We start from the raw sequence: 20,171 nt of genomic DNA, 5'->3' as shown, positions 1-20,171 counted from the left end.
TCACTTTGAATTTAATAAAATGAAATATAGAAATATAATAACAATCGCCTTCGTTTTCTTTTCGCTGGTTTCGTGCAGTCAGGATGAAACGTATATTGGAGGTTCGATTTCAGGAGGAAATTCTGAAATAACTAGTGTTTTTCCTGTTCCGCCCGCGCAATGGATGGGCGCAAACGACCCATATTACAGTGCGGGTTATACCGGAGATATTATGCCTTTTTTCGACAACGGAAAATTCCATATTTACTTTCTGCACGATGCGCAAAATAAACCTGCTGGAAAAGGATTTCATGATATTCATGAATATCAAAGTACAGATTTGGCACATTTTACTTATGAAGGTCAAACCATTCCATATGGTACAACGCTTGAACCTGATTTTGCTATTGGCACAGGATCAGTTGTCAAAGTGGGCAATCTTTATTATTTCTATTACACAGGGCACAATGAAACTCCGGCTTTTGTACAATCGAATGCAAGAGAAAGTGTGTTATGTGCAGCCAGCAGTGATTTGAAAAACTGGACAAAAGTTCCGTCTTTTAAAATTACAGCTCCGGCGGGCTACTACAACTATGATTTCAGAGATCCGCATGTGTTTTATAATGATGAATTGAAAAAATATTCCATGTTAGTAAGTACACAAACAGAACCTGGAAGAAAAGCCGTTTTGTTACATTTTACAAGCGCTGATCCTGCATCAGGAAAATGGGATGTTCAAGCTCCAATTTATACCACAACGCCTGAAGATAATTATCTGATGATGGAATGTGCGGATATTTTCAAAATGGGAAGCAATTGGTATTTAATTTTTTCTGAGAATTGGAGTGGCAATAAAGGAACGCATTACAGAATTTCATCATCAATAACTGGTCCATGGACAAAACCGGAAAATGACAGAATTGATGGAGAATACTTTTACGCAGGAAAAACGGCTTCTGACGGAAATAAAAGATATGTTTTTGGATGGAATGCCAGAAAAACGCCTGAGAATGATTTAGGAAATAAAGATTGGGCGGGGAATATGGTCATTCATGAATTAACTCAGAATTCAGATGGAACTTTAGGAACTCAGTCGCCGAAGTCGGTTAAGGATTTATTTTCGAAAAAGAGTGCTACTGCAGAAGTAGATGCGATTTCAGCCAACGCAACAGCCAATAACGGAACCTATTCTTTATCCGGAGAAACAGAAAAAGCAATGGTTACTTTTAAAAGTTTTGGAAAGAAAGTCAAAATAAAAGCCGAAGTTACTTTAGCGAAAGCTAGTGGAACAACTGGATTTGTTTTTCATACCAATGATAAAGGAAGTTATTATAAAGTGGTTTTGGATATTGCTAATAGTAAAATAAGCGGTTATAATTCGGCTTCGCAGGAAGTAACCCGTTTACCATTTGCATTTCAGACGAATGTAAAATATGACGTTGAAATAATTACTGAAGGAAGTGTTGTCGTAGTTTGCATAAACGGAAAAGCAGCGCTCACAAATCGCATTTACGGAAGAGACAAAAACAAATGGGGTTTAATTGCTGAAGGACAAACGAGCACAATCTCAAATCTTCAGATAACCCAGCCTGAATAAGAACAATAATAAAATATTTTAGAATGAATAACGGAAAAAACCTTAAGGCGGTGGCATACGGAGAGGTACTTTGGGATGTTTTTGCCAATGAAAAAAAGATTGGCGGAGCACCATTGAATGTAGCCTTGCGAATGAAAACGCTGGGTTGCGAAGTAGCTATGATAAGCTGTGTAGGCAATGATGAAGACGGGAGAGCAATAAAAGAGCAAGTGAAACAACTGGGACTTGAAACGGATACAATTGTAGTTTCTGAAGATTTTCCAACTGGTTTGGTCAACGTAACCTTAAACGAGCGCGGATCGGCAAGTTATGAAATCAGTTACCCGTCTGCATGGGATAAAATTGAATTGAATGATTTGGCGAGGAATTCAGTTGCTAATGCCGATGTTTTAATTTATGGCAGTTTAGTTTGCCGAGATAACGTTTCAAGACTGGCACTTGAAGAAATGCTTCAAAAAAAAGTCTACAAGGTTTTTGATGTGAATTTAAGAAAACCACATTATTCGTATGAAATGCTGGATCGCCTCATGCAGTCAGCGGATTTTATAAAGTTTAATGATGAGGAATTATTAGAAATTACTGCAGCTATGGCTTCGACATTTACAAGTCTGGAAGACAATATGAATTTGATAGCTGAAAGAAGCAAAGTAACGGGAATGTGTGTAACAAGAGGTAAACACGGAGCTTTGCTAATGTGGGAAGGCCGAATTTATGAAAATGGGGGATATCCTGTTGAAGTTGCTGACACCGTAGGTGCCGGAGATTCATTTCTGGCGGCTTTGATAGCTTCATTATTAAGTGGAAAAGCCCCTCAGTATTCAATTGATTTTGCTTGTGCAGTTGGTGCATTAGTGGCTGAATCTCCTGGAGCTAATCCTGAAATTTCGTTTTCCAGAATTGAAAAAATGATGTTAAAAATTAAAATTTAACTTTTATGAAATTTAAATGGAATATGAGTTGTCTAAACCAAAATTCTTGAAGTTAGTGTTGTTAACAATAATAAGTTTAATATCGCTTATGAGGGGTTTATGATTTTTTAAAATCCGAATTTTATTAAATACTGTAAGTTTCGAATTTTGTTTAAGTTTTAATTACTTAATTTAAGTATTTGTTTTTTGAAGTAAAGCCTGATATCTTTTAGATATTAGGCTTTTATCATAATATTATAAAATTTAGAAGCAAATACATGCAGGATATACACTGGATTTTGGGAAAGTAATATAAGCCAATAAGAAAGAAGGTAAACTGATTTTGTATGGATAATCCCACCATCGATAACCAGACGCCAATTCAACAGTCATAGCTCTTACAAAAGCCTCCATGGCTCCGCCTATGTCCCAAGCCACTGATCATCCTGCTCCCGGACGTGCATTGGCGATTTCTTCAATTTCCATAAACTTAAATTAATGTTAAGATGAAGGTAATGATTTTTTGTAATACCAATATTTACAGTGTTTTAAAAATAGTTTGTATACTGCTGAGTTAACTTAATTGGATTTACAAACCATTCACATTTATAAGTTAAAGTGGGTTAAATTATGTGAAAAAGCATAAAAAAACGCTAAAACTCATGTTTTAACGTTTTTTTAAGAGTGACAGGGACAGGACAAATTACAACATCATTTTTGGATGATTTGAAGAAATTGGCTTTCTATATGTAGTGTCTGTCTTCCATTGGCTATGTAATTTTGGTTTAGATGTCCTGTTGGGGATTGATGTAAAAATTATAGAAACTCAATTGATTCATGGCATTAAACGAATATATAAATTTACAAATTTTATGGAGGATTTTAAAATAATGTTTTAAGTTAAGGCAGGATTGTCTTTATTTGGCTCTATGAATTACTTTATGAGATTTATGTTTTGTAGCACAAAAGTAATCACTTTCATTTTTTTGTTAAAGTTATATAATAATGTAGAGATTATTACAATCAAAATTTGGAGAGGTATGTATTTTCTGCTGAAATTTTTAAACAGATTTGAAAAATAAGAAGAAGTAAGTATTATATTTATCCATTATAATTAAATAATATATTAGCGCATCGGCTGGAATTCCAGATTTTATGTTGTTGCTAATTTGTTTAAGTTTCGAAATTGAACCAACTAACTTAACCCAATGGATTTTGAAAATGAACCTGAGGCTAAATATGTAGCCGCAAAAAAAATACTACGCTGGGGTGTCATTGTTTTACTATTGGCAGTCCTCTTTATTGGTTTTGTGCCGAAAATTATAACCGAATGGTCTATAATTGGACTAGAGGTAACTGATGCTAATGAGATTGGAGATGCTCTGGGAGGTATTTTAGGGCCGATTGTTGGGTTGATCGGTGTGGGATTGACTTTTCTGGCTTTCTGGGCGCAATATGACGCAAATATTGAACAGAGAAGGCAGTTTGGAATATTATTACGAGATGAAAGAACGCAAAGATTAAAGGAAGAGGAAAGGAGAAATGAAGAGAAGGAACATCAGGATAAAGAATTTCTAGACAGGCAGAAGCAATTTTATGATGGACAGGAACGCCAGCAGCATAACATTATGTTGCAAGATATTCGAAGCCGCATCAATCTTTTTGAATCGCGTTTTCATACAATGATGACAATTCACAGGGATAATGTAAACAGTATCGAGGTGAATGGAATAAGAGGAAGGAAAGTATTTATCCATATGCTTGATGAACTGAAACTTTTTTATAAACTTTTTTCAGATATAAATTCATCGAATCCACATGAAACTTTAAGTGATGATGCGCTTTACAATATTGCGTATCTTACCTTTTTCTTTGGTGCGGGAGAAAAATCTACCCCAATGGTAAAAGATCTGGTAGTTAAAAAACATGAGGATTTTGTAGAGAAGGCTCACAAAGTGCTTAAAGAACAGATTGAGTCCAATAAAAACGAAAAAACAATAATTTTTAAGACAAAGTTAGGGGAGCTTGTCTGGAAGAAACACTACAGCTTGGGAACGGGGCATTTAAGAAGGCTGGGGCATTATTTTAGGCATCTTTTTCAAATTGTGAAGTTTGTTGATGAACAGCATTATAAGCTCATAAAACAAGAGGAAAAGTACAAGTATGTTTCAAGTTTACGTTCGCAGCTTACGGCCCATGAGCAGATTCTTTTATTTTATAATGCAGTTTCTGTTATGGGCCAGCCTTGGCTGAAGCCTCTCAATGGCAATCAAAAAGAAAACTATATAGAAAGATACTGCATGCTAAGGAGTATGCCTCTAATTGCTGTAGATTTTTATAAAGCCCCCCTAGATGTATTTGATATATATAGTTTTTATGGAAAACCAATGTTCGAATGGGCTGAGATTAAAATCCGAATAAAAGAAATTTAGATTTGCATTCCTGAAGGTTTTGTCGCATCTGTACGTGACATATTTTCTTTAGAGGCTCAAAAAAAATATTAAATGAATGCCTAATAATCGAATTTCAGGTAAAAAAGATAAAGAACAGAGAGGGAGTGAGCTGGAGAATGGATGAAACCTATATAAAAGTTAAAGGTATTTGGTGTTATTTATATAGGATTGTGGATAAATCTGGTAGAACAGTCGATTTTCTTTTGACCAAAAGAAGATAGAGAAAGAGTAATCAGTCATTTCTAATTTCTTTCGAATTGATGTGGTAGATGTGACAGAATACTTAAATTAATAATATTTACCATCCCGCGGCCGAATCTGGCACAAAGTTAGTAAATTTAACTTTGGTTGTAAATATATTTGCTTTCCTATAATTTCTATCTATCAGCATGTAAATTAATGTTCCAGAAATTGGTGCGAAAATGATATTGTCTAAATTTAAATAGGAAACTTCTAAACCTTCTGAAGTTGAAATTGAGTATAATGGCATATTAATATTTCTAATCTCAGCTCCTGAAAACACTTTGAATTTAAATTCTTCAGGTGTACCGGTTTTTACGTTGATTCGGTTTTTAAAAATAACAGTAAAGTCGTATCCTTTTTCAACAGCACATTTTGATAGAAGCTGACCATAATTGTTATCATTATTATTTTGTGACGCCATGCCCATACACTTTTGTATAGAGCAAGGACACATTTGAACTACAACATTATCCGTTTCAGAACTATATGAACTTGATAATTTGACAAATCCATTGCCTGAATAACCTTCACTTGTAAATTTTAATTTTTCTTTATAACTTTTTGCCTTCTCAACTTTAACAATTCTATAAGCAATATATAGATCAACTCCTGTCATTTCAAGTTTCTTTTCGTTTTTTACTTCAGTTTCATTCGTGATATCTAAGTTTTTAAAAAGTTTTAATAGACTAGCTTTAATTTCTAAGTCTTTATTTTTTTCAATGATGACACTGATTTTAGATATTTTGATTGCTTCGTAAACAATATATTGTCCAATAGAATTCTTAAGGACATCAGTTGAATTTAAAGTGACAATACTTACATCTTCAACTTTGAACTGACTTTTATTATTAGCACTATATCGACCATTTAATGTCATATAATTTTGCAAACCCAAATTGATTGAATCAGAAAAATTTTTATCGGTAATTTGATTAAAACTACTAAATGATTTTGAATTCTGAAGAAATTCGGGACCAACTCCTGTACCTATTGGACCTAAAGAAAGGTTCCATAAAGCACCAATAGGAACGTTTTCTCGGGGAAGTGACATAATCTTGAAACCTTCAAAAGGATCGATAGTAGTCATATTATTGGCAATTGTTTTCACAGATGACGAAAAAATCAGGAGGATAACAAGTAAAATATGTTTTTTCATATTATTGAGATAAAATTTTTCACTTCTTATTTATAATTCTCTTAATGAAATTTAAACTTAGGTATAATTGTAATGATAATTGTTTCTATGTTGTATTTGTTTAAAATACAGTGTAATACATTTCAAAAATATATAAAAAAAAAGCAACCTAAATAGGTATAAATACGTGTTGTTTGTTTTTGTAATATCATTAATAGAATTTGAATTCATGATATTGCTTTTGTGATAAATTGTGGATGGTTTGTATACAATTTCACAAAAGAATATATAGCATGATGTTTTTCGCAGATAATTTAAAGTACTCTTCTTTGCTATGTTTTTATTTTTCCTTGATATTGGAATAAATCAAAAAAGTCCTTTTAAAAATTTTGTAAAAAAAAACCGAGGTAATATTGAAAAAAATATTAATGGATAAACTTTAAAAGAAAAAAAGGGTTTTGTAAATGAAAGTAATAAGTGCCATTTGCATATTAGTTATGTTGCTATAATTGACACACTGGCATATTTTTTTATGGAAAACCGTAAAAAAAACGACATATTGTCACATTTTGCATTGTGTCCCTGCCATTTATTTTTTATAGTAATTTAGTCATTTTATCGATAAATATTTACATTTTGCCGATTATGTCTGTTATAAATGTTGAATATTAAGGATTTTTAACAAATGTTAACTGTTTTGGCATCTTTTTAGAGTGAGTAAAAGAGTCCTGTGAACGCCAATCCTAAGGACTCTTGTATTGCAAAAAGTAATTCTTATAGAAGTAAGGGGTTACTTTTAATTTAAAGGTGCAAAACTATTTTATTTTTTTTCTCCTGCAAATTTTTTTGTTGTACTTCTCGGTCTAGATCCCAATACCGACTAATAAACTTGGGCAATTACTAAAAAGGAGTATATGACAAAGAAGAAAATTTTTGCTTTACCAAACCTAAATTATTTTAAATTATCAATATTAACTGAAAATTTTATTTTTCAGATTTTCACAATTAAGAAAGGAGGATTACAAAATGAGTAGTGCTCTTAAAAATTCAATCAAATATTTTCCTGTTTGTAACGGAGACCAGTCTCTAATTACATTGGAAGATGGAACAAGAATACTTATTGACTGTAACATCAGAGAATCTGCGAAGGAAGATGATGAATTATGTGATGTTCATACTGAACTATTGGGATCCATAAAAAGAGATTCCGACGGAATTCCTTATCTAGACGTTTTTATTCTTACCCATGGTGATCAGGACCACTGCCGTGGTTTTAAAAAGAATTTCTACACGGGAGCACCTGAAGATTATTCAAAAGCAGATAAAGAAAATAATCTGATTAGAGTTGATGCTATGTGGTTCTCGCCAATGATTGCTGAGCAGTATAGTAATGATGATGAAGATGCTTACCAGCAGGAAGCGGAAAGAAGATTAGAACTGCATCGAAATGGAGATTCTAAAAAGGACCTACCAGGAAATAGAATCAGAATAATAGGTTATGACGGCAGTAAACAGTATGATGATTTAGATCATCTACGATCAAAGCCAGGTGAGGTCGTTTCTCGCTTCAATGACAGGGATCAAGATAAATTTTCAGTTTTTATTCATGCTCCTTTTAAAATTCATTTAGATTCTCCTGAAAAAGATAAAAATTCGGCAAGCATAGTTTTTCAAGCCAGATTTAAAGAAAATTCATGGGATACAGAATTTTCATGTCAGGCAATTTTTGGAGGAGATTCAGATCATACAACTTGGAAACAGATAATAGAAAGAACCGAAAGATACGGTAACGATATAAATGAAAGGGCTTTGGACTGGGATTTATTTATGGCCCCACATCATTGTTCTTGGACATTTTTTAATGATACAGATAAAGATGACGTAATTGAAACATCTCTGAAAGCGCTTGACTATGCAAAAACTGGCGCGTTTGTTATTGCATCCAGTAAAAAAGTAGTCAACAATGATGATAATCCTCCTTATTATGATGCCAAATTGGAATACATCAAGAAAATTGATTCAAAGGATAAATTTTTAAATACAGCAGTTGAACCAAAAGAATCAAAACCGGAACCGATTATTTTTGAAATTACAAAAAATGGTCCAGCGAGAGTTATTAAGCAAAACATTACAGGATCTGCTACCTCTGCTGGTGGGAGCGGTGCAGCATCAACTATAATATCTCAAGGCTGATGCTTTATAGCGATAATCTAGAATTGTACAATGGCGAGCTGCGTCCGCAGGTTGCTGAGGCCGTCGATGAAATCAAGGAATACTTTAAGAATCCAAGTTTACAGGTGTATTCATGGGACGAACGAAATATTGTAATTGCAACCAGTTACAATGTTTCATTGCCTTCAAGAGGTTCGATAGATGATATTATATTATCTGTCGAACCAATTTTAATAAAAATATCTTTAAATAGATACCCAGATGCTGCGCCCTTAATAATGTCGGATAGGGTATCTTTTCCTAAAGCAAGGCAACCCCATCTTTATTATTCAGCCGAGGGAAAGCCAGCGACTTTGTGCCTAGTTAGAGGAAGTTTGGATGAATGGTTTACAACAAAAACAATACAAGATTTTCTTGTAACTGGTTATCAATGGTTCTTTAAGGCTGCAACAGGAACATTGTTGACAGATAATAAGGAATTTGATCCCGTGCGGCTGGAAACTAGTCTTGGGAAGCACATATTTAAATATGAGAATTTTAGGGATATTGTAAGTGAAGACAAGAGATTTCTACCTAAATTTCCAATGGCTGTCATTCTAAGTTCTTTGTATCAGGGGGAATATAAAAAGGAAAGGGCTTTTAAATCAATATCGGACATTCCGTTTATAAATTTAGATAACGTAAAAAAAACGATATCTAAAATTCGAAAAGAGAAAACAGTAGAAAAGGATTTTCTTCCATTTTATACTGTTTTGGTCTGGGATTCTGATCAAAGAGAACAAAGAACCTATTTCACAAATCTTCCAACTAATTACAGAGAATTACGAGAATATTTACTACTTAGTGGGATAAATATTGCTGAAATATTGGTTTCTTTGAAGGCTGGTAACGTGCCGATAAAAGTAATTTTGTCTGTAACTCATGCAATTAAAAGACCCTGTAAAGTTATTGGATATGATGGACAATATGAATTTTTTACATATACAGTTCTTTTAGAAGATAATTTTACAGGCGTAATTAGCGATGAAGAAGAAGTTTATGTCTCCTCGCATGCCCAGCCATTTACTGCAGAACTTGCATGGGTTTTGAGCAATGAAAAAAGAGAAATAAAAACTTTATTTATTGGAGCTGGTTCACTTGGATCAAAAATAATTATGCATGATGCTCGTTCAGGAAAAAATGCTATTGGCGTTGCAGACCATGACAGTTTTCAACAGCATAATATCAGCAGGCACACATTATTTTCCAATCACATTGGCAAAAATAAAGCTGAAGCAATTATTGAAGAAATAAAAGCATTTTATGAACTTGATACTACTAAGAATCTTGTTTTTTACGATAAACCTATTTCTTTTGTTGAAAACGAAGAGATTAAAAAATATAACCTAATTGTTGATTCAACGGCAAGCCAAGGTGTAATGCAGAATCTGATTCAAAGGGAAAACTTTATTAATACAAGATATTCAAAATGTGAAATTGCAGATAATGGAGAGATTGGCTTATTGTATCTTGAAGGGAATAATCATAATCCAAGAATGGATGATCTTATCTATTTAGCCTGTTACCTTGCTGTTTCAAATTCCGATTTGGAACAATGGAGAATAGCTGATGCAGATCGGGAGCAAGACATATTAGATTTGGGGTTAGGTTGCAACTCTATAACAAATGTTATGTCTGATGATTTGATAAGTTTCCATGCTAGTGCATTTTCCCAGGTTCTATCTATATGCTCGTCAAATAATTTTGATAATAACGGATTTATATATTTGAATGTTTTCAGAAGAGCTAAACAAGAGCTTCCGCGGATTTCAAATGAAAAATTTAATGTAAAGCCGTTTGAAATTTATAGCAGTAAAAATGATAGCGCCTGGACGTTAAGATTTTTATCAGGATTGGGCAAAAGATTACTTGAGCAGTGCCATCTACATGCGCCTACTGAGACAGGAGGCATATTGATTGGTGTAGCAAATTACAAGACTAAGACTATTCACATTTACGATATAATTAATGAGCCAGTAGACAGTACAAGTTCTCCTGTTGCTTTTAACCGAGGGATTGAAGGTCTTCCAGATCAGATTGATCATATAAAATACCAGACGGGGCAGGTTATTGGATATATCGGTGAATGGCATACTCATCCTATGAACTTGGAGGTGTTAAGTAGGCAGGATATGCAAACGATTGAAAAGCTTCAGGCAATTAACAAACAAACACCTATTCCGACTTGTGCTGTGATTGTGACGAAAGATAAAATAATACCATTTGTATATGATTAGAACTCAAACTAAAAATCTTAGAATAGGATTGTCATTGTCCGGTGGGGGATATAGAGCCGCTATTTATCATCTCGGAACTTTTAGAAAACTACGGGAAATGGGCATTCTGGAAAACGTGGACGTGATTTCAACAATTTCAGGAGGTTCAATTACCGGTGCATGCTATGGACTGAAAGGAGATAATTTTGAAGACTTTGAAAAATGTTTAAGAGGGATCGTGCAGAAAAGCATAATTAGAGGGATTTTATATTCCTTTAGATTTATCTCCATATTTATTTTTTTATTATCCATAGTAATTTTTTCTATCTATTTGTTATTCACTAGATTTGCATGGGTTTCAACTCCGCTGCTGGTAATTGTAATATGGAGCTTACTGATATATCAATTTAAAATATTTCCAGTGAGCAGTATTATAAATAGGCTGTATTCCAAATGGTTTTTCGATGGCAAGACTTTAAAGGATTTTAATCCAATGCCTCGAATTGCAATAAATGCAACCAATCTAGAAACTGGGAGGCCTTTCACTTTTTCTAAAAACAAGATGAGTGATTCTACTTATGAGCATCCAGAAAAAGGCAGGAAATCCATAAAATTTAAACCTGATGGATTTCCAATTTCTTTAGCAGTCGCTTCGTCAACGTGTGTACCGTTTGCTTTTACGCCAATATTTATAGATAAAAAATATTTTGAAGATGAAAAAGATTTTGAAACGATAAAGCCTTGCTTAGTTGATGGTGGCGTTTATGATAATCAAGGTGTACATAAATTAACTCAAAAAAACAGTTCGTATGAGTGTGATGTTGTTATTGTAAGTGACGCTGGAAACATCATGCCTAAAATAAATTCTTTTAATAATGTCATACAACTTTTGATGAGAACCAGTGAAATATTCATGAATAGGATCAAAAACTATCAAATGATACAGCATGTTTATGAAAATTACAGGTTTAATAAAAAGTCAATTGCGTATCAATCTTTAGGATGGGATTTCGAGGGCTGTTTAGATGGCTTCATGGATAATTTAAAAAAGGGGGCAATCTTGGAGGAAGTTATAGTTGCTCATGAAATTTCAAACCAAGATATGATGAATGGACGTTGGGATATTATAGAAGACAAGCTTATGAGAAAAATAAATTACTCAGGAATTAAGATGAAAATGCCTACTGTTGAAGAGTTGAAAACTGCAAGAGGAGTGTCTACAAACTTAAAAGCCTTAAAAACCAGTCAGATAAATGCGTTAGTAAAACAAGCCGAATGTTTGACAGAGCTTCAGGTAAAGTTGTATTGTCCAATCCTTTTAAGTTAAATAATTACATTTTTAATAATAAAAAATTACCAATTTATGGGGAACGTTAAAATGCGAGTATGGGATGTTAAGCATGGAAATGCCATCTATGTAAAAACGCCAAATAATAAAAATTTAGTATATGATTTAGGACGTGGTGATTACTCAGAAAAGAGTGATGATAGAAGTCCTTTAGAGACTTTATATGATCATTATAATATTAGAACAATTGATTATTTAATGATTACGCATCCACATCGCGATCATATTGATGATATTCTTAATTTAGATAAATTCGTAGTTTCTTCACTTCATAGACCTAGATTTTTAGATAAAGCTTCTGTAATGCAGAGTATTAGTGAAAGGGATCGGCTGAAATTTGAAAAATACTTCGAATTTGATGAAAGGTACAATGCAGATGCAAGTGATTCGACAACTATTTCAAATTCTGAAAATTACGGAGGATTACGTATAAAGGTATTTCAAACGTCGAATTTGAATAATAATTTAAATAACAGGAGTTTATTTTCGGTTTTAATTTATAAGGGAATAAAGGTGATAATTCCAGGAGATAATGAGTATGAATCCTTAGATCTTTTAATGAAAAGAGATGATTTTAGGGATGCAGTTAAAAATGCACATGTTTTAATAGCTCCGCATCATGGTAGGGAATCAGCATATCATACTGATTTTGTTAAGTTAGTAAATCCACTTCTGACAATAATTTCTGATGGATCTTTATGCGATACAAGTGCTAATTCAAAATATTCAGCGATGTCACAAGGATACAATGTATATAAAAATGGAGAATTTATAAACCGAAAATTATTGACGACTAATTCAGATGGTGAAGTTTACATTGATTTTGGAGAATCTGGAGGTAAGCTATATCTTAATATAAAGATAAAGTAAATATTAATTCATGATCTCTAATGTTACCTTTGTAATTTAATTGAGAAACTTTTTTGAATTAAGGAAACTATTCCAGAAGTAGAAGTTACAAAATAAAAAGGTCGAAAGACAATATGAACTGCCTCTAAAAAGCATATAATTTTTAGGGGTATTTTTTATACTTACAAAGTCGGTGATAATGAATGAAAAAGAGTTTTACCTTCTTGACGTGGATTTCACAAGTGTTGTCACATGTTTTATATAATATATGGCTTACTGCCTAAATGGAAAATTTATAATTTACATGTAATCAAAGATTGTGCTTTGATAGATTTTTTTTATCTTTAAACATGCAAGAAGAAAACAAGCAAATTTTAAATCGCATAGATAAAGAAGCTCTGATATTGATAAAATGCGAGGCAGAACTTTTAATGGATGAAATAACACTTTCTGAAAACACAACAATTAGTAAAGCAAATAATTATTTTCAAATTCTTTTTGCTGTTTGTATTTCCATAGTTGGATTTTTAGTTAGTAGAAGTGGTAATTATGATAAATATTCTCTATTTAATCAGATTAGTTTAATTTTCCTCTTGTTTTTTATGGTATCGCTATTCTTTCTATTAAGAATTCTTTATCCTAAAGCTGAAGGCTTGAAAGGTGCACTTCCTTCAGAAGTTCTACAAAATGACATATTTAATAATTCCAAAGATGAAATTGAACTCTTTCTTTCAAACAGGATAGTCTCTTTGCAAAATAGTATTGCTAAACGGATAAGAAATCAGGAAAATCGAATAAGAGATATGAAAGCAGCTATAGTTTTAATTGTAACATCATTAATTTCAGTTGTAATCTATTCGTTAATCTATTTTATTTCTTAACAATACCATTTTGATTTTCTGATCTTTCTTGGTAAGTTGATGTATCTCTGTCAGGAGTTTGTCTTCCACTACCACTCGAATCTTGAGATTGTGATGTATTGCTATTATCGTCTTTATCGAAATACATAAAATGTTTTTTTGTTACGTATAAAATTACTGATTTTTGTCTTTATTTTCCAATAAAAAAATATTTTTTTTTTCATTAATGATATTATTAATTGCGCAAAAGAAGCCTAAGATCTGTCAGTTGGAGGATAACACTACGCTTCCAATTTAAAACATTTTTTTTTTGAGGGGAGTAATCTTTGTATTGGTGTAACTTTTTAATATTTGTACTGAATGCTTTTTCAATTAATCATTTCATGTGTTAAAAATATTTAGTCTAAATCAATCAAATATATAATTCTATGAAGTCAGCCTATTTATACGTTCGTGTAAGTACGGACGAACAAAAAAGAAAAGGTTACTCCTTGCCGGAACAGGAGGACAGACTATTGAAGTATTGTAAATATTACGATATCGAAGTCAAAGGAATTTATCGCGAAGATTACTCAGCCAAGAATTTCAATAGGCCAGAATGGAACCGATTGTTTTCAGAAATCAAAAAGAAATCCTCAGGAGAAGACAAAAATATATTATTTATCAAATGGGATAGATTTAGTCGTAATGTTGAGTATGCTTACGAAATGATTGGAAAGCTACGGAAATACAAAACAACAGCAAAGGCTATTGATCAGCCAATTGATTTTTCTGTGCCGGAAAGCACAGTAATGCTGGCTGTATATTTGGCTGTCCCGGAAGCAGAAAATGCGAGAAGGGCTCAAAACACTTCAAATGGTATTCGTCGGGCGAAGCTGATGGGCAGACATCCTAGTAAGGCACCATTAGGATTTATCAATTTGACGATGATGGATGGTAGGAAAGGCATTGCTCCTAAAGAGCCAGAAGCCGAAATTATAAAATGGGCTTTTTATCAAGTTGCGAGGAACGATCATAAAATATCCAAAATCATTAAAATAGTCAATGATAAAGGATTAGTATGCTCAAGATCACACTTTTTCAGGATTTTACATAATCCTGTTTATTGCGGGCTTATACCGGTAACACTTGACTCTGGTAATGAGGGAGTGGTAAAAGCATTACACGAGCCATTGATCTCTGAGTCATTGTTTAATCAGGTTCAGTCTGTTATTAATACAAGAAGAAGAATTACTGCCAAGAAAGATGATTTACAATCATTATTTTTTCTTAGAAGTTTTTTAATATGCCATGTTTGTAATCGAAAACTTTGCGGAAGTGTTTCAAAAGGCAGATCAAAAAACTATCCATATTATCATTGTCATAATGGATGTAGAACAAGAATAAATGCATTATTCCTTAATGACTGTTATTATAACAAGCTTCGACAATTAATGCTCTCAAAGAATGCAGTTGAATTATTTAAAAAAGTTTTGGAAGATCAGAATATAAAAACACAGAAAGCAAGTTATTTATGCACCCAAAAGATATTGGAGAGGAAAATAAATGAGGAGGAGCTGACCCTTTCTAGAGGGAGAAAATTATTTATAGCTGGAATATTAAAAATTGATGACTACAACCAATTAAGAAAAGAGAATCAAGTCAGCACTAAAAATCTTAAAAAGGAAGCGCATGATATTGCCGTTAAATTAAAAGATATTGATAGAAAAAATCAAATAGAAGAAAAAGCATTAGTTGAAATCTTTCATAGATTTTCTGAATTTGAGGCTTCAGATAAAAGGCATCTTGTAAATCTTATTCCACCCACTAATATTGATTATAAAACGGGAGATCTATTTTTAGGTTTAAATCAAGCATTTTTAAAAATATTATCAAAAAAGAGAAACCGAAAAAACAATAGAAAAAATGAATTTCATTGAGAAGAATGTTTCAGTAGAGAAAGCCGTTATTATTCTTTCCAAAAACGGCATTCAGGTAGATGAGAAGGAAGCTAAAATTATTTTGGAATTACTGTATTTAGTATCAAAAAATTACGATAAACCAAAAGAGAAAAAATCCTATATCCTTAACGGGATTTCGAACCATCGTTCAGCTTCGATTAAATCTCTGATAGCGTCACTTTAAGACTGTTTATTTCAAACAGACTAAGAATTTCTTGTGAAAAAATCGAACCACAAATATTAGGCTGTGAAGGCTTGAAAAATCTACGTATTAGGGCATAAAAAAAGAGACAACTAATTGCTAGTTGTCTCCTTAAGTGAGGGACAGGACAAATTACAACATCATTTTTGGAGGATTTGAAGAAATTGGCTTTCTATATGTAGTGTCTGTCTTCCATTGGCTATGTAAATTTGGTTTAGATGTCCTGTTGGGGATTGATGCAAAAAATTATAAAAACTCAATTGGTTCATACCAGTAAACTAACATACAATTCTACAAATATTATGGAGGATTTGTAAAGATTGTTTTAAGTTGTGGCGGGATTGTCTTTCTTTGGCCTTATGAAATAATTAATTGTTGTTCCATTGGAGCTAAAAATTGGTTTATTTCTAAAGTATCCTTTTATATATACAACAGAATGAAGGGGGTAAAAAGATGTTAAATTAAAGCCTGCTTTCGTGCAGGCTTTTACGTTATTTATTTAAAAGTAAAACTTCCCTTCTGCTTCAAAACCCAAAGGAATCTGCAGTGGGAGTTTCTCCAATGCTGATTTTTCTCCTTTTCGGGTATAGATTCCAATAAGTCTTTCTCTGTCTTTTCCCATCAGGTGTTTTCCTTCTTTTCTCTCCAGCCATCCGCTAACGGTTATCCCGACAAAATTTTTATAATGTTCTTTACGCGCAAGAGGAGTAGTGTTGTTGAAATTCTCACGTTTGTTTCCTTCCAGCTCTGCCTGCGGATGTTTGCTGTGGTCATATTTCCACCATATAGAAATTTCAAGTTCCCCAAAGCCAATATCGCGCCATCTTACAACGGATTGGAATCCGAAAATTTCTGTAAAGACATATCCCTGATCATCTCTTTTATTCTGTGCGCTGGAATCTTCCAATGCAATAAGCTTATTTTTAAGAAGATGATTTACTCCAGCTATCAAAAGATTACGATACGGGTTCAATGTTTTTGAGAGCACAGGTTGGAACATCTTCTGAGAAACCTGTGCAACGTTTTCTTTTTTTAGAACGCTTTTTTTCAACTGACTGTTCTGAAAATTTTTGAAATTGGTGAATCCAGCTTCTCTGGCTGCAATGTCCAATGCCTTTGTGTGGGTGATGTTCTGTTCTTTTTTGATTTTCTTAGCCAGACGTTTTAAGTGCTCGTCTGTATGGCTTGTTGTACTCTTTTTCATCATGAAATTAAGTCCCGTCAAAAGATGTCGCCCATCATCCATTTTTCGAAACGAGAAATTAGTTTCGCAATGAATTTATAAGTATCTCGGTGCTGATACAGCTTCGCAGTGATGGGCGGCACGCTTCCGATGTTAGCGTAATATAAAAGTAAGAAAAAAAATTAACAGACTGATATTTCCTAAGATATTTAAAAAAAAATAAAGATACTCAAAGGGAGTCTTGATCTGCAAAGATTCAGATCTTAGATTTTTTAATTATAAAATCCAGAAGCACTAAATCTAACAGTGAGAAAGCAAAGGTTAGTAAAACTATTAAATTTTTAAAATACGTAGATATACTTGGAATGTAGTTGATATAATCCTTTATTTTTGTTTATAATCGGCCTGACTGAATTTAGTTGTTATTTTAGAACAGTCGAAGTGATGGTATCAAAACAAAATAACTCATACAATACATTAAATATTAGATGGAAGGTTCATATTCGCAAGCTGGTTTCTATTATCAAAATAACGTCGCAGCACTTAAAATTATCGATTGTTTAATTTTAAAATCAGATATACACCAGATAAGACTTGAGAATTATGATAAAGGCAATCATATAGATGACATCATTGTATATAGAGAAAATAAAATTGAATATTATCAGGTCAAGTGGTCAGAGAATGAAGATAAGGTTTACACCCTGCATAACCTGCTTCAATCTTCAGAAAATGATGACGGCAAAACAACCAAGAAATCATTATTTAAGCAGTTAGCCGAAGGATATATATCGGCAAAAAAGAATAGTGAAAATTTTTCAATTATTCTTCATACCATAAAAAAGGAAAGTCCTCAAAAACGCCCAAGTTCTGGTCTGCATTTTGGACTAACTGAAATAAGGACAAATTTTTTTGATCTGGTAAAAGTATCTAGCCTCAGATATGATGCTATTGCTGAATATCAAACCTATAAAGCAACAATTGAACTCATACGGGAGGAGTGTGAACTAGATGAGGATTCTTTTGACGAATTTATAAAAAATCTGGATTTTAAGTTCAAACAGGAACCAACGGATCAAATTCAAAATATTATAAGAGTTAAACTTGAAGCATTAGGAATTGAGGGCGCTTTATTGGATAAACTTTTAAATGCGGCAGTCAAGTGGAGCATTTCGGGAGAAGCTATCACAAAAGATCTTCTATTAAAAGAGCTTGGAATTCTGGATCGTTTTGAAGATAAATTGTCTCATTATTTTAAAATAGTTAACGATGAGCATTATGTTCGAAACCAAAGTTTATTTGTTCAGCTGGAGAAGGCTTTGAGTGAATTAGACCGAGGATATATTTTTATTGAGGGACTGCCTGGAGTTGGAAAATCAACCGCTTTAACCAAGTTTAAAGAGTCAAATCCCGATGTAGCTCTTGCTTATTACTGTTTCATTCCTGATGTCAGGAACAATTTTGGAGAATTCAGGCATCAATCACAATATTTTTTAAAATCTCTATGCATTTCCCTGGAAAAAAATTTTCCTGAGGTTGATTTGCCAAGCAGATATTCGGATAAATATGAAGAAAAATTTAATTTTTATCTGGAGAAAATAAGCGGTCTTAAAAGGAAAGTTATTATTATAGTTGACGGTCTAGACCATGTGCACAGGGGCACAGCTGCGGGAGATAAATCTCTTTTAAACTCCATCACAGGGGATTTACCTGAAAATATTTTTTTTATTCTAAGCTCGCAATACGATACCGTTTTATCTCCTTCTGTTAAATTGCAGATAACTTCGGATTCGAGAAGACATATAAAAGTGAATCCATTTACTCAGAAGGAGATTAAAGAGTACATGGAAAACAAAGACATTACAATAGGTGAACATATAAATCTTCTGGAGCAGGTTACCAGAGGAATTCCAATATATTTGCATTATCTATCTGAACTGCTTTTAAATACATCCCGAAGCCATTATGAAGAAACTATAAAGAACCTGCCCCAGCTTACTGACGGGGAGATTAATACTTACCATGAATATCTTTATCAGCGTATAGAAAATAATGGATTTGCCAGATGGATTCTGGCTGTATTAGCATATAGAAAGGAGAATACCTCTCTTCAAACGATTAGAGAAATTCTAAAGCTCGCAGGAGAGGATAGAAATATTGCAGAAATAGAAGACGTTATAAAAGATTTTAAACATCTTTTAAGGCAGGTAGAGGGAAGATCTTATACAATTTTTCACAACAGTTTTCGAGAGTTCATTATAACAAAGACTCTGGATCTTAAAGATACGTTTAATAAATTTCTGGCAGAGTTTTACCAAATCAATCCTTTTACAGATGATGCGTACAGGAATTATTTCTCGCATTTATATGAGATAGGGGATTTTGATAAAGTTATGGAAAATACCACATTAGAATGGCTAAAGTCTGCCTGGTCGCATTTCAGGGCCATGGAGGAGACGGAAGATAATCTCAATATCTCCATAAAATCAGCAATTCAGAAGGGGTCTATTTCAGAATTTATCAGAATTGTATTTTTAAAAGCGCAATTTGACCGCATCAAATGGAACTTAGACAATTCAGATGTCAATTTTACAATTTTGCTTCTTGATGCGGGACAGACAGCTAACAGCCTCCGAACTATATGGGATGGTGATTTTCTTTCCTGCAGTAAAGAATTTTTCTATTATTATTTGGGTAAGTATTATAATAAAATCGGCTCTATACTTCCTAGAAACATACTTAAACAGGGACTTAGCAAATCACTGATAAAACAGAATGTAGAAACTCTAACAAGCGAGTATAAGGCAGAAGCAATTCTTTACAATGACATTGATGGGCTTTTTAAAGAAATCGATGACATCAAGTGGCTTGATGCAGACAGTAACAACAGAAGCTACAAAAAAAGAAAAATTCGGAAGAGGAAAATTCAAAGATCAATGAGGGAATTAAGGTTAAAGTAATCGAGTATCTAGTTGTATTCAAAGAGCTGGATAAGTTATTTCAGCTTTCTAAAATCTATGGCAAAGCAGAACATGTATCTAACCGAA

14 protein-coding genes and 1 pseudogene are annotated in these 20,171 nt (G+C 33.0%); 12 read left to right on the top strand and 3 right to left on the bottom strand.

Going from position 1 to position 20,171, the window contains the following annotated elements:
• Positions 1 to 19: 19 nt before the first annotated feature.
• Together P5P89_RS19770 and P5P89_RS19765 are read left to right on the top strand one after the other, a co-directional pair.
• Positions 20 to 1,576 carry a glycoside hydrolase family 32 protein gene (locus tag P5P89_RS19770; protein WP_278009862.1) on the top strand — a complete coding sequence of 519 codons (1,557 nt, stop codon included), beginning with the start codon at positions 20 to 22 and terminating at the stop codon, positions 1,574 to 1,576.
• Between the two features lie 23 nt (positions 1,577 to 1,599).
• Positions 1,600 to 2,505 (top strand): carbohydrate kinase family protein, encoded by a 906-nt coding sequence (locus P5P89_RS19765; protein ID WP_278009861.1) that lies wholly within the window; start codon positions 1,600 to 1,602, stop codon positions 2,503 to 2,505.
• Between the two features lie 243 nt (positions 2,506 to 2,748).
• On the opposite strand, the gene P5P89_RS19760 is transcribed toward P5P89_RS19765, so the two are convergent.
• Entirely contained in the window at positions 2,749 to 2,922 is a 174-nt protein-coding gene (locus P5P89_RS19760) for a hypothetical protein (RefSeq protein ID WP_278009860.1), read from the bottom strand.
• Positions 2,923 to 3,692: 770 nt separating this feature from the next.
• On the opposite strand from P5P89_RS19760, the gene P5P89_RS19755 reads away from it, so the two are divergent.
• Both P5P89_RS19755 and P5P89_RS19750 read left to right on the top strand, forming a co-directional pair.
• Positions 3,693 to 4,916 carry a putative phage abortive infection protein gene (locus tag P5P89_RS19755; RefSeq protein ID WP_278009859.1) on the top strand — a complete coding sequence of 408 codons (1,224 nt, stop codon included), beginning with the start codon at positions 3,693 to 3,695 and terminating at the stop codon, positions 4,914 to 4,916.
• Between the two features lie 125 nt (positions 4,917 to 5,041).
• A pseudogene (locus P5P89_RS19750) lies at positions 5,042 to 5,155 on the top strand (DDE-type integrase/transposase/recombinase); the annotation flags it as partial.
• Between the two features lie 80 nt (positions 5,156 to 5,235).
• Here P5P89_RS19750 and P5P89_RS19745 read toward each other — a convergent pair.
• Positions 5,236 to 6,336: a hypothetical protein gene (locus tag P5P89_RS19745; protein ID WP_278009858.1), complete on the bottom strand. Its 1,101-nt coding sequence runs from the start codon at positions 6,334 to 6,336 to the stop codon at positions 5,236 to 5,238.
• Positions 6,337 to 7,341: 1,005 nt separating this feature from the next.
• Here P5P89_RS19745 and P5P89_RS19740 point away from each other — a divergent pair.
• The 7 genes from P5P89_RS19740 to P5P89_RS19710 all read left to right on the top strand — a co-directional run bounded on the left by P5P89_RS19740 (position 7,342) and on the right by P5P89_RS19710 (position 15,923).
• On the top strand, positions 7,342 to 8,508 hold the full coding sequence (locus P5P89_RS19740; RefSeq protein WP_278009857.1) for a ComEC/Rec2 family competence protein: 1,167 nt from the start codon (positions 7,342 to 7,344) through the stop codon (positions 8,506 to 8,508).
• On the top strand, positions 8,508 to 10,763 hold the full coding sequence (locus tag P5P89_RS19735; protein WP_278009856.1) for a ThiF family adenylyltransferase: 2,256 nt from the start codon (positions 8,508 to 8,510) through the stop codon (positions 10,761 to 10,763). The genes P5P89_RS19740 and P5P89_RS19735 overlap by 1 nt, the downstream gene beginning before the upstream one ends.
• Positions 10,756 to 12,069: a patatin-like phospholipase family protein gene (locus P5P89_RS19730; RefSeq protein WP_278009855.1), complete on the top strand. Its 1,314-nt coding sequence runs from the start codon at positions 10,756 to 10,758 to the stop codon at positions 12,067 to 12,069. The genes P5P89_RS19735 and P5P89_RS19730 overlap by 8 nt, the downstream gene beginning before the upstream one ends.
• A gap of 36 nt (positions 12,070 to 12,105) precedes the next feature.
• A complete protein-coding gene (locus P5P89_RS19725) occupies positions 12,106 to 12,960 on the top strand; it encodes a ComEC/Rec2 family competence protein (RefSeq protein ID WP_278009854.1) in 855 nt (284 codons plus the stop codon).
• 329 nt (positions 12,961 to 13,289) lie between these two features.
• Positions 13,290 to 13,820: a hypothetical protein gene (locus tag P5P89_RS19720; RefSeq protein WP_278009853.1), complete on the top strand. Its 531-nt coding sequence runs from the start codon at positions 13,290 to 13,292 to the stop codon at positions 13,818 to 13,820.
• A gap of 407 nt (positions 13,821 to 14,227) precedes the next feature.
• Positions 14,228 to 15,718 (top strand): recombinase family protein, encoded by a 1,491-nt coding sequence (locus P5P89_RS19715; protein ID WP_278009852.1) that lies wholly within the window; start codon positions 14,228 to 14,230, stop codon positions 15,716 to 15,718.
• Positions 15,705 to 15,923: a PTS sugar transporter subunit IIBC gene (locus P5P89_RS19710; RefSeq protein WP_278009851.1), complete on the top strand. Its 219-nt coding sequence runs from the start codon at positions 15,705 to 15,707 to the stop codon at positions 15,921 to 15,923. Before P5P89_RS19715 ends, P5P89_RS19710 begins: the two co-directional genes overlap by 14 nt.
• Positions 15,924 to 16,440: 517 nt before the next feature.
• Here the strand turns inward: P5P89_RS19710 and P5P89_RS19705 are convergent.
• Positions 16,441 to 17,187, bottom strand: coding sequence for a hypothetical protein (locus P5P89_RS19705; protein WP_278009850.1), 747 nt, complete (start codon positions 17,185 to 17,187; stop codon positions 16,441 to 16,443).
• Positions 17,188 to 17,612: 425 nt separating this feature from the next.
• Between P5P89_RS19705 and P5P89_RS19700 the strand changes: the two genes are divergently transcribed.
• On the top strand, positions 17,613 to 20,084 hold the full coding sequence (locus tag P5P89_RS19700) for a dsDNA nuclease domain-containing protein (RefSeq protein ID WP_278009849.1): 2,472 nt from the start codon (positions 17,613 to 17,615) through the stop codon (positions 20,082 to 20,084).
• Positions 20,085 to 20,171 lie beyond the last annotated feature (87 nt).

Origin of the sequence: Flavobacterium gyeonganense (genome assembly GCF_029625295.1) — a bacterium.
In the GTDB taxonomy this organism is placed as follows: Bacteria; Bacteroidota; Bacteroidia; order Flavobacteriales; family Flavobacteriaceae; genus Flavobacterium; species Flavobacterium gyeonganense.
Note: the sequence above shows the minus strand (reverse complement) of the source record. Positions and strands in the feature narration are given on the sequence as shown.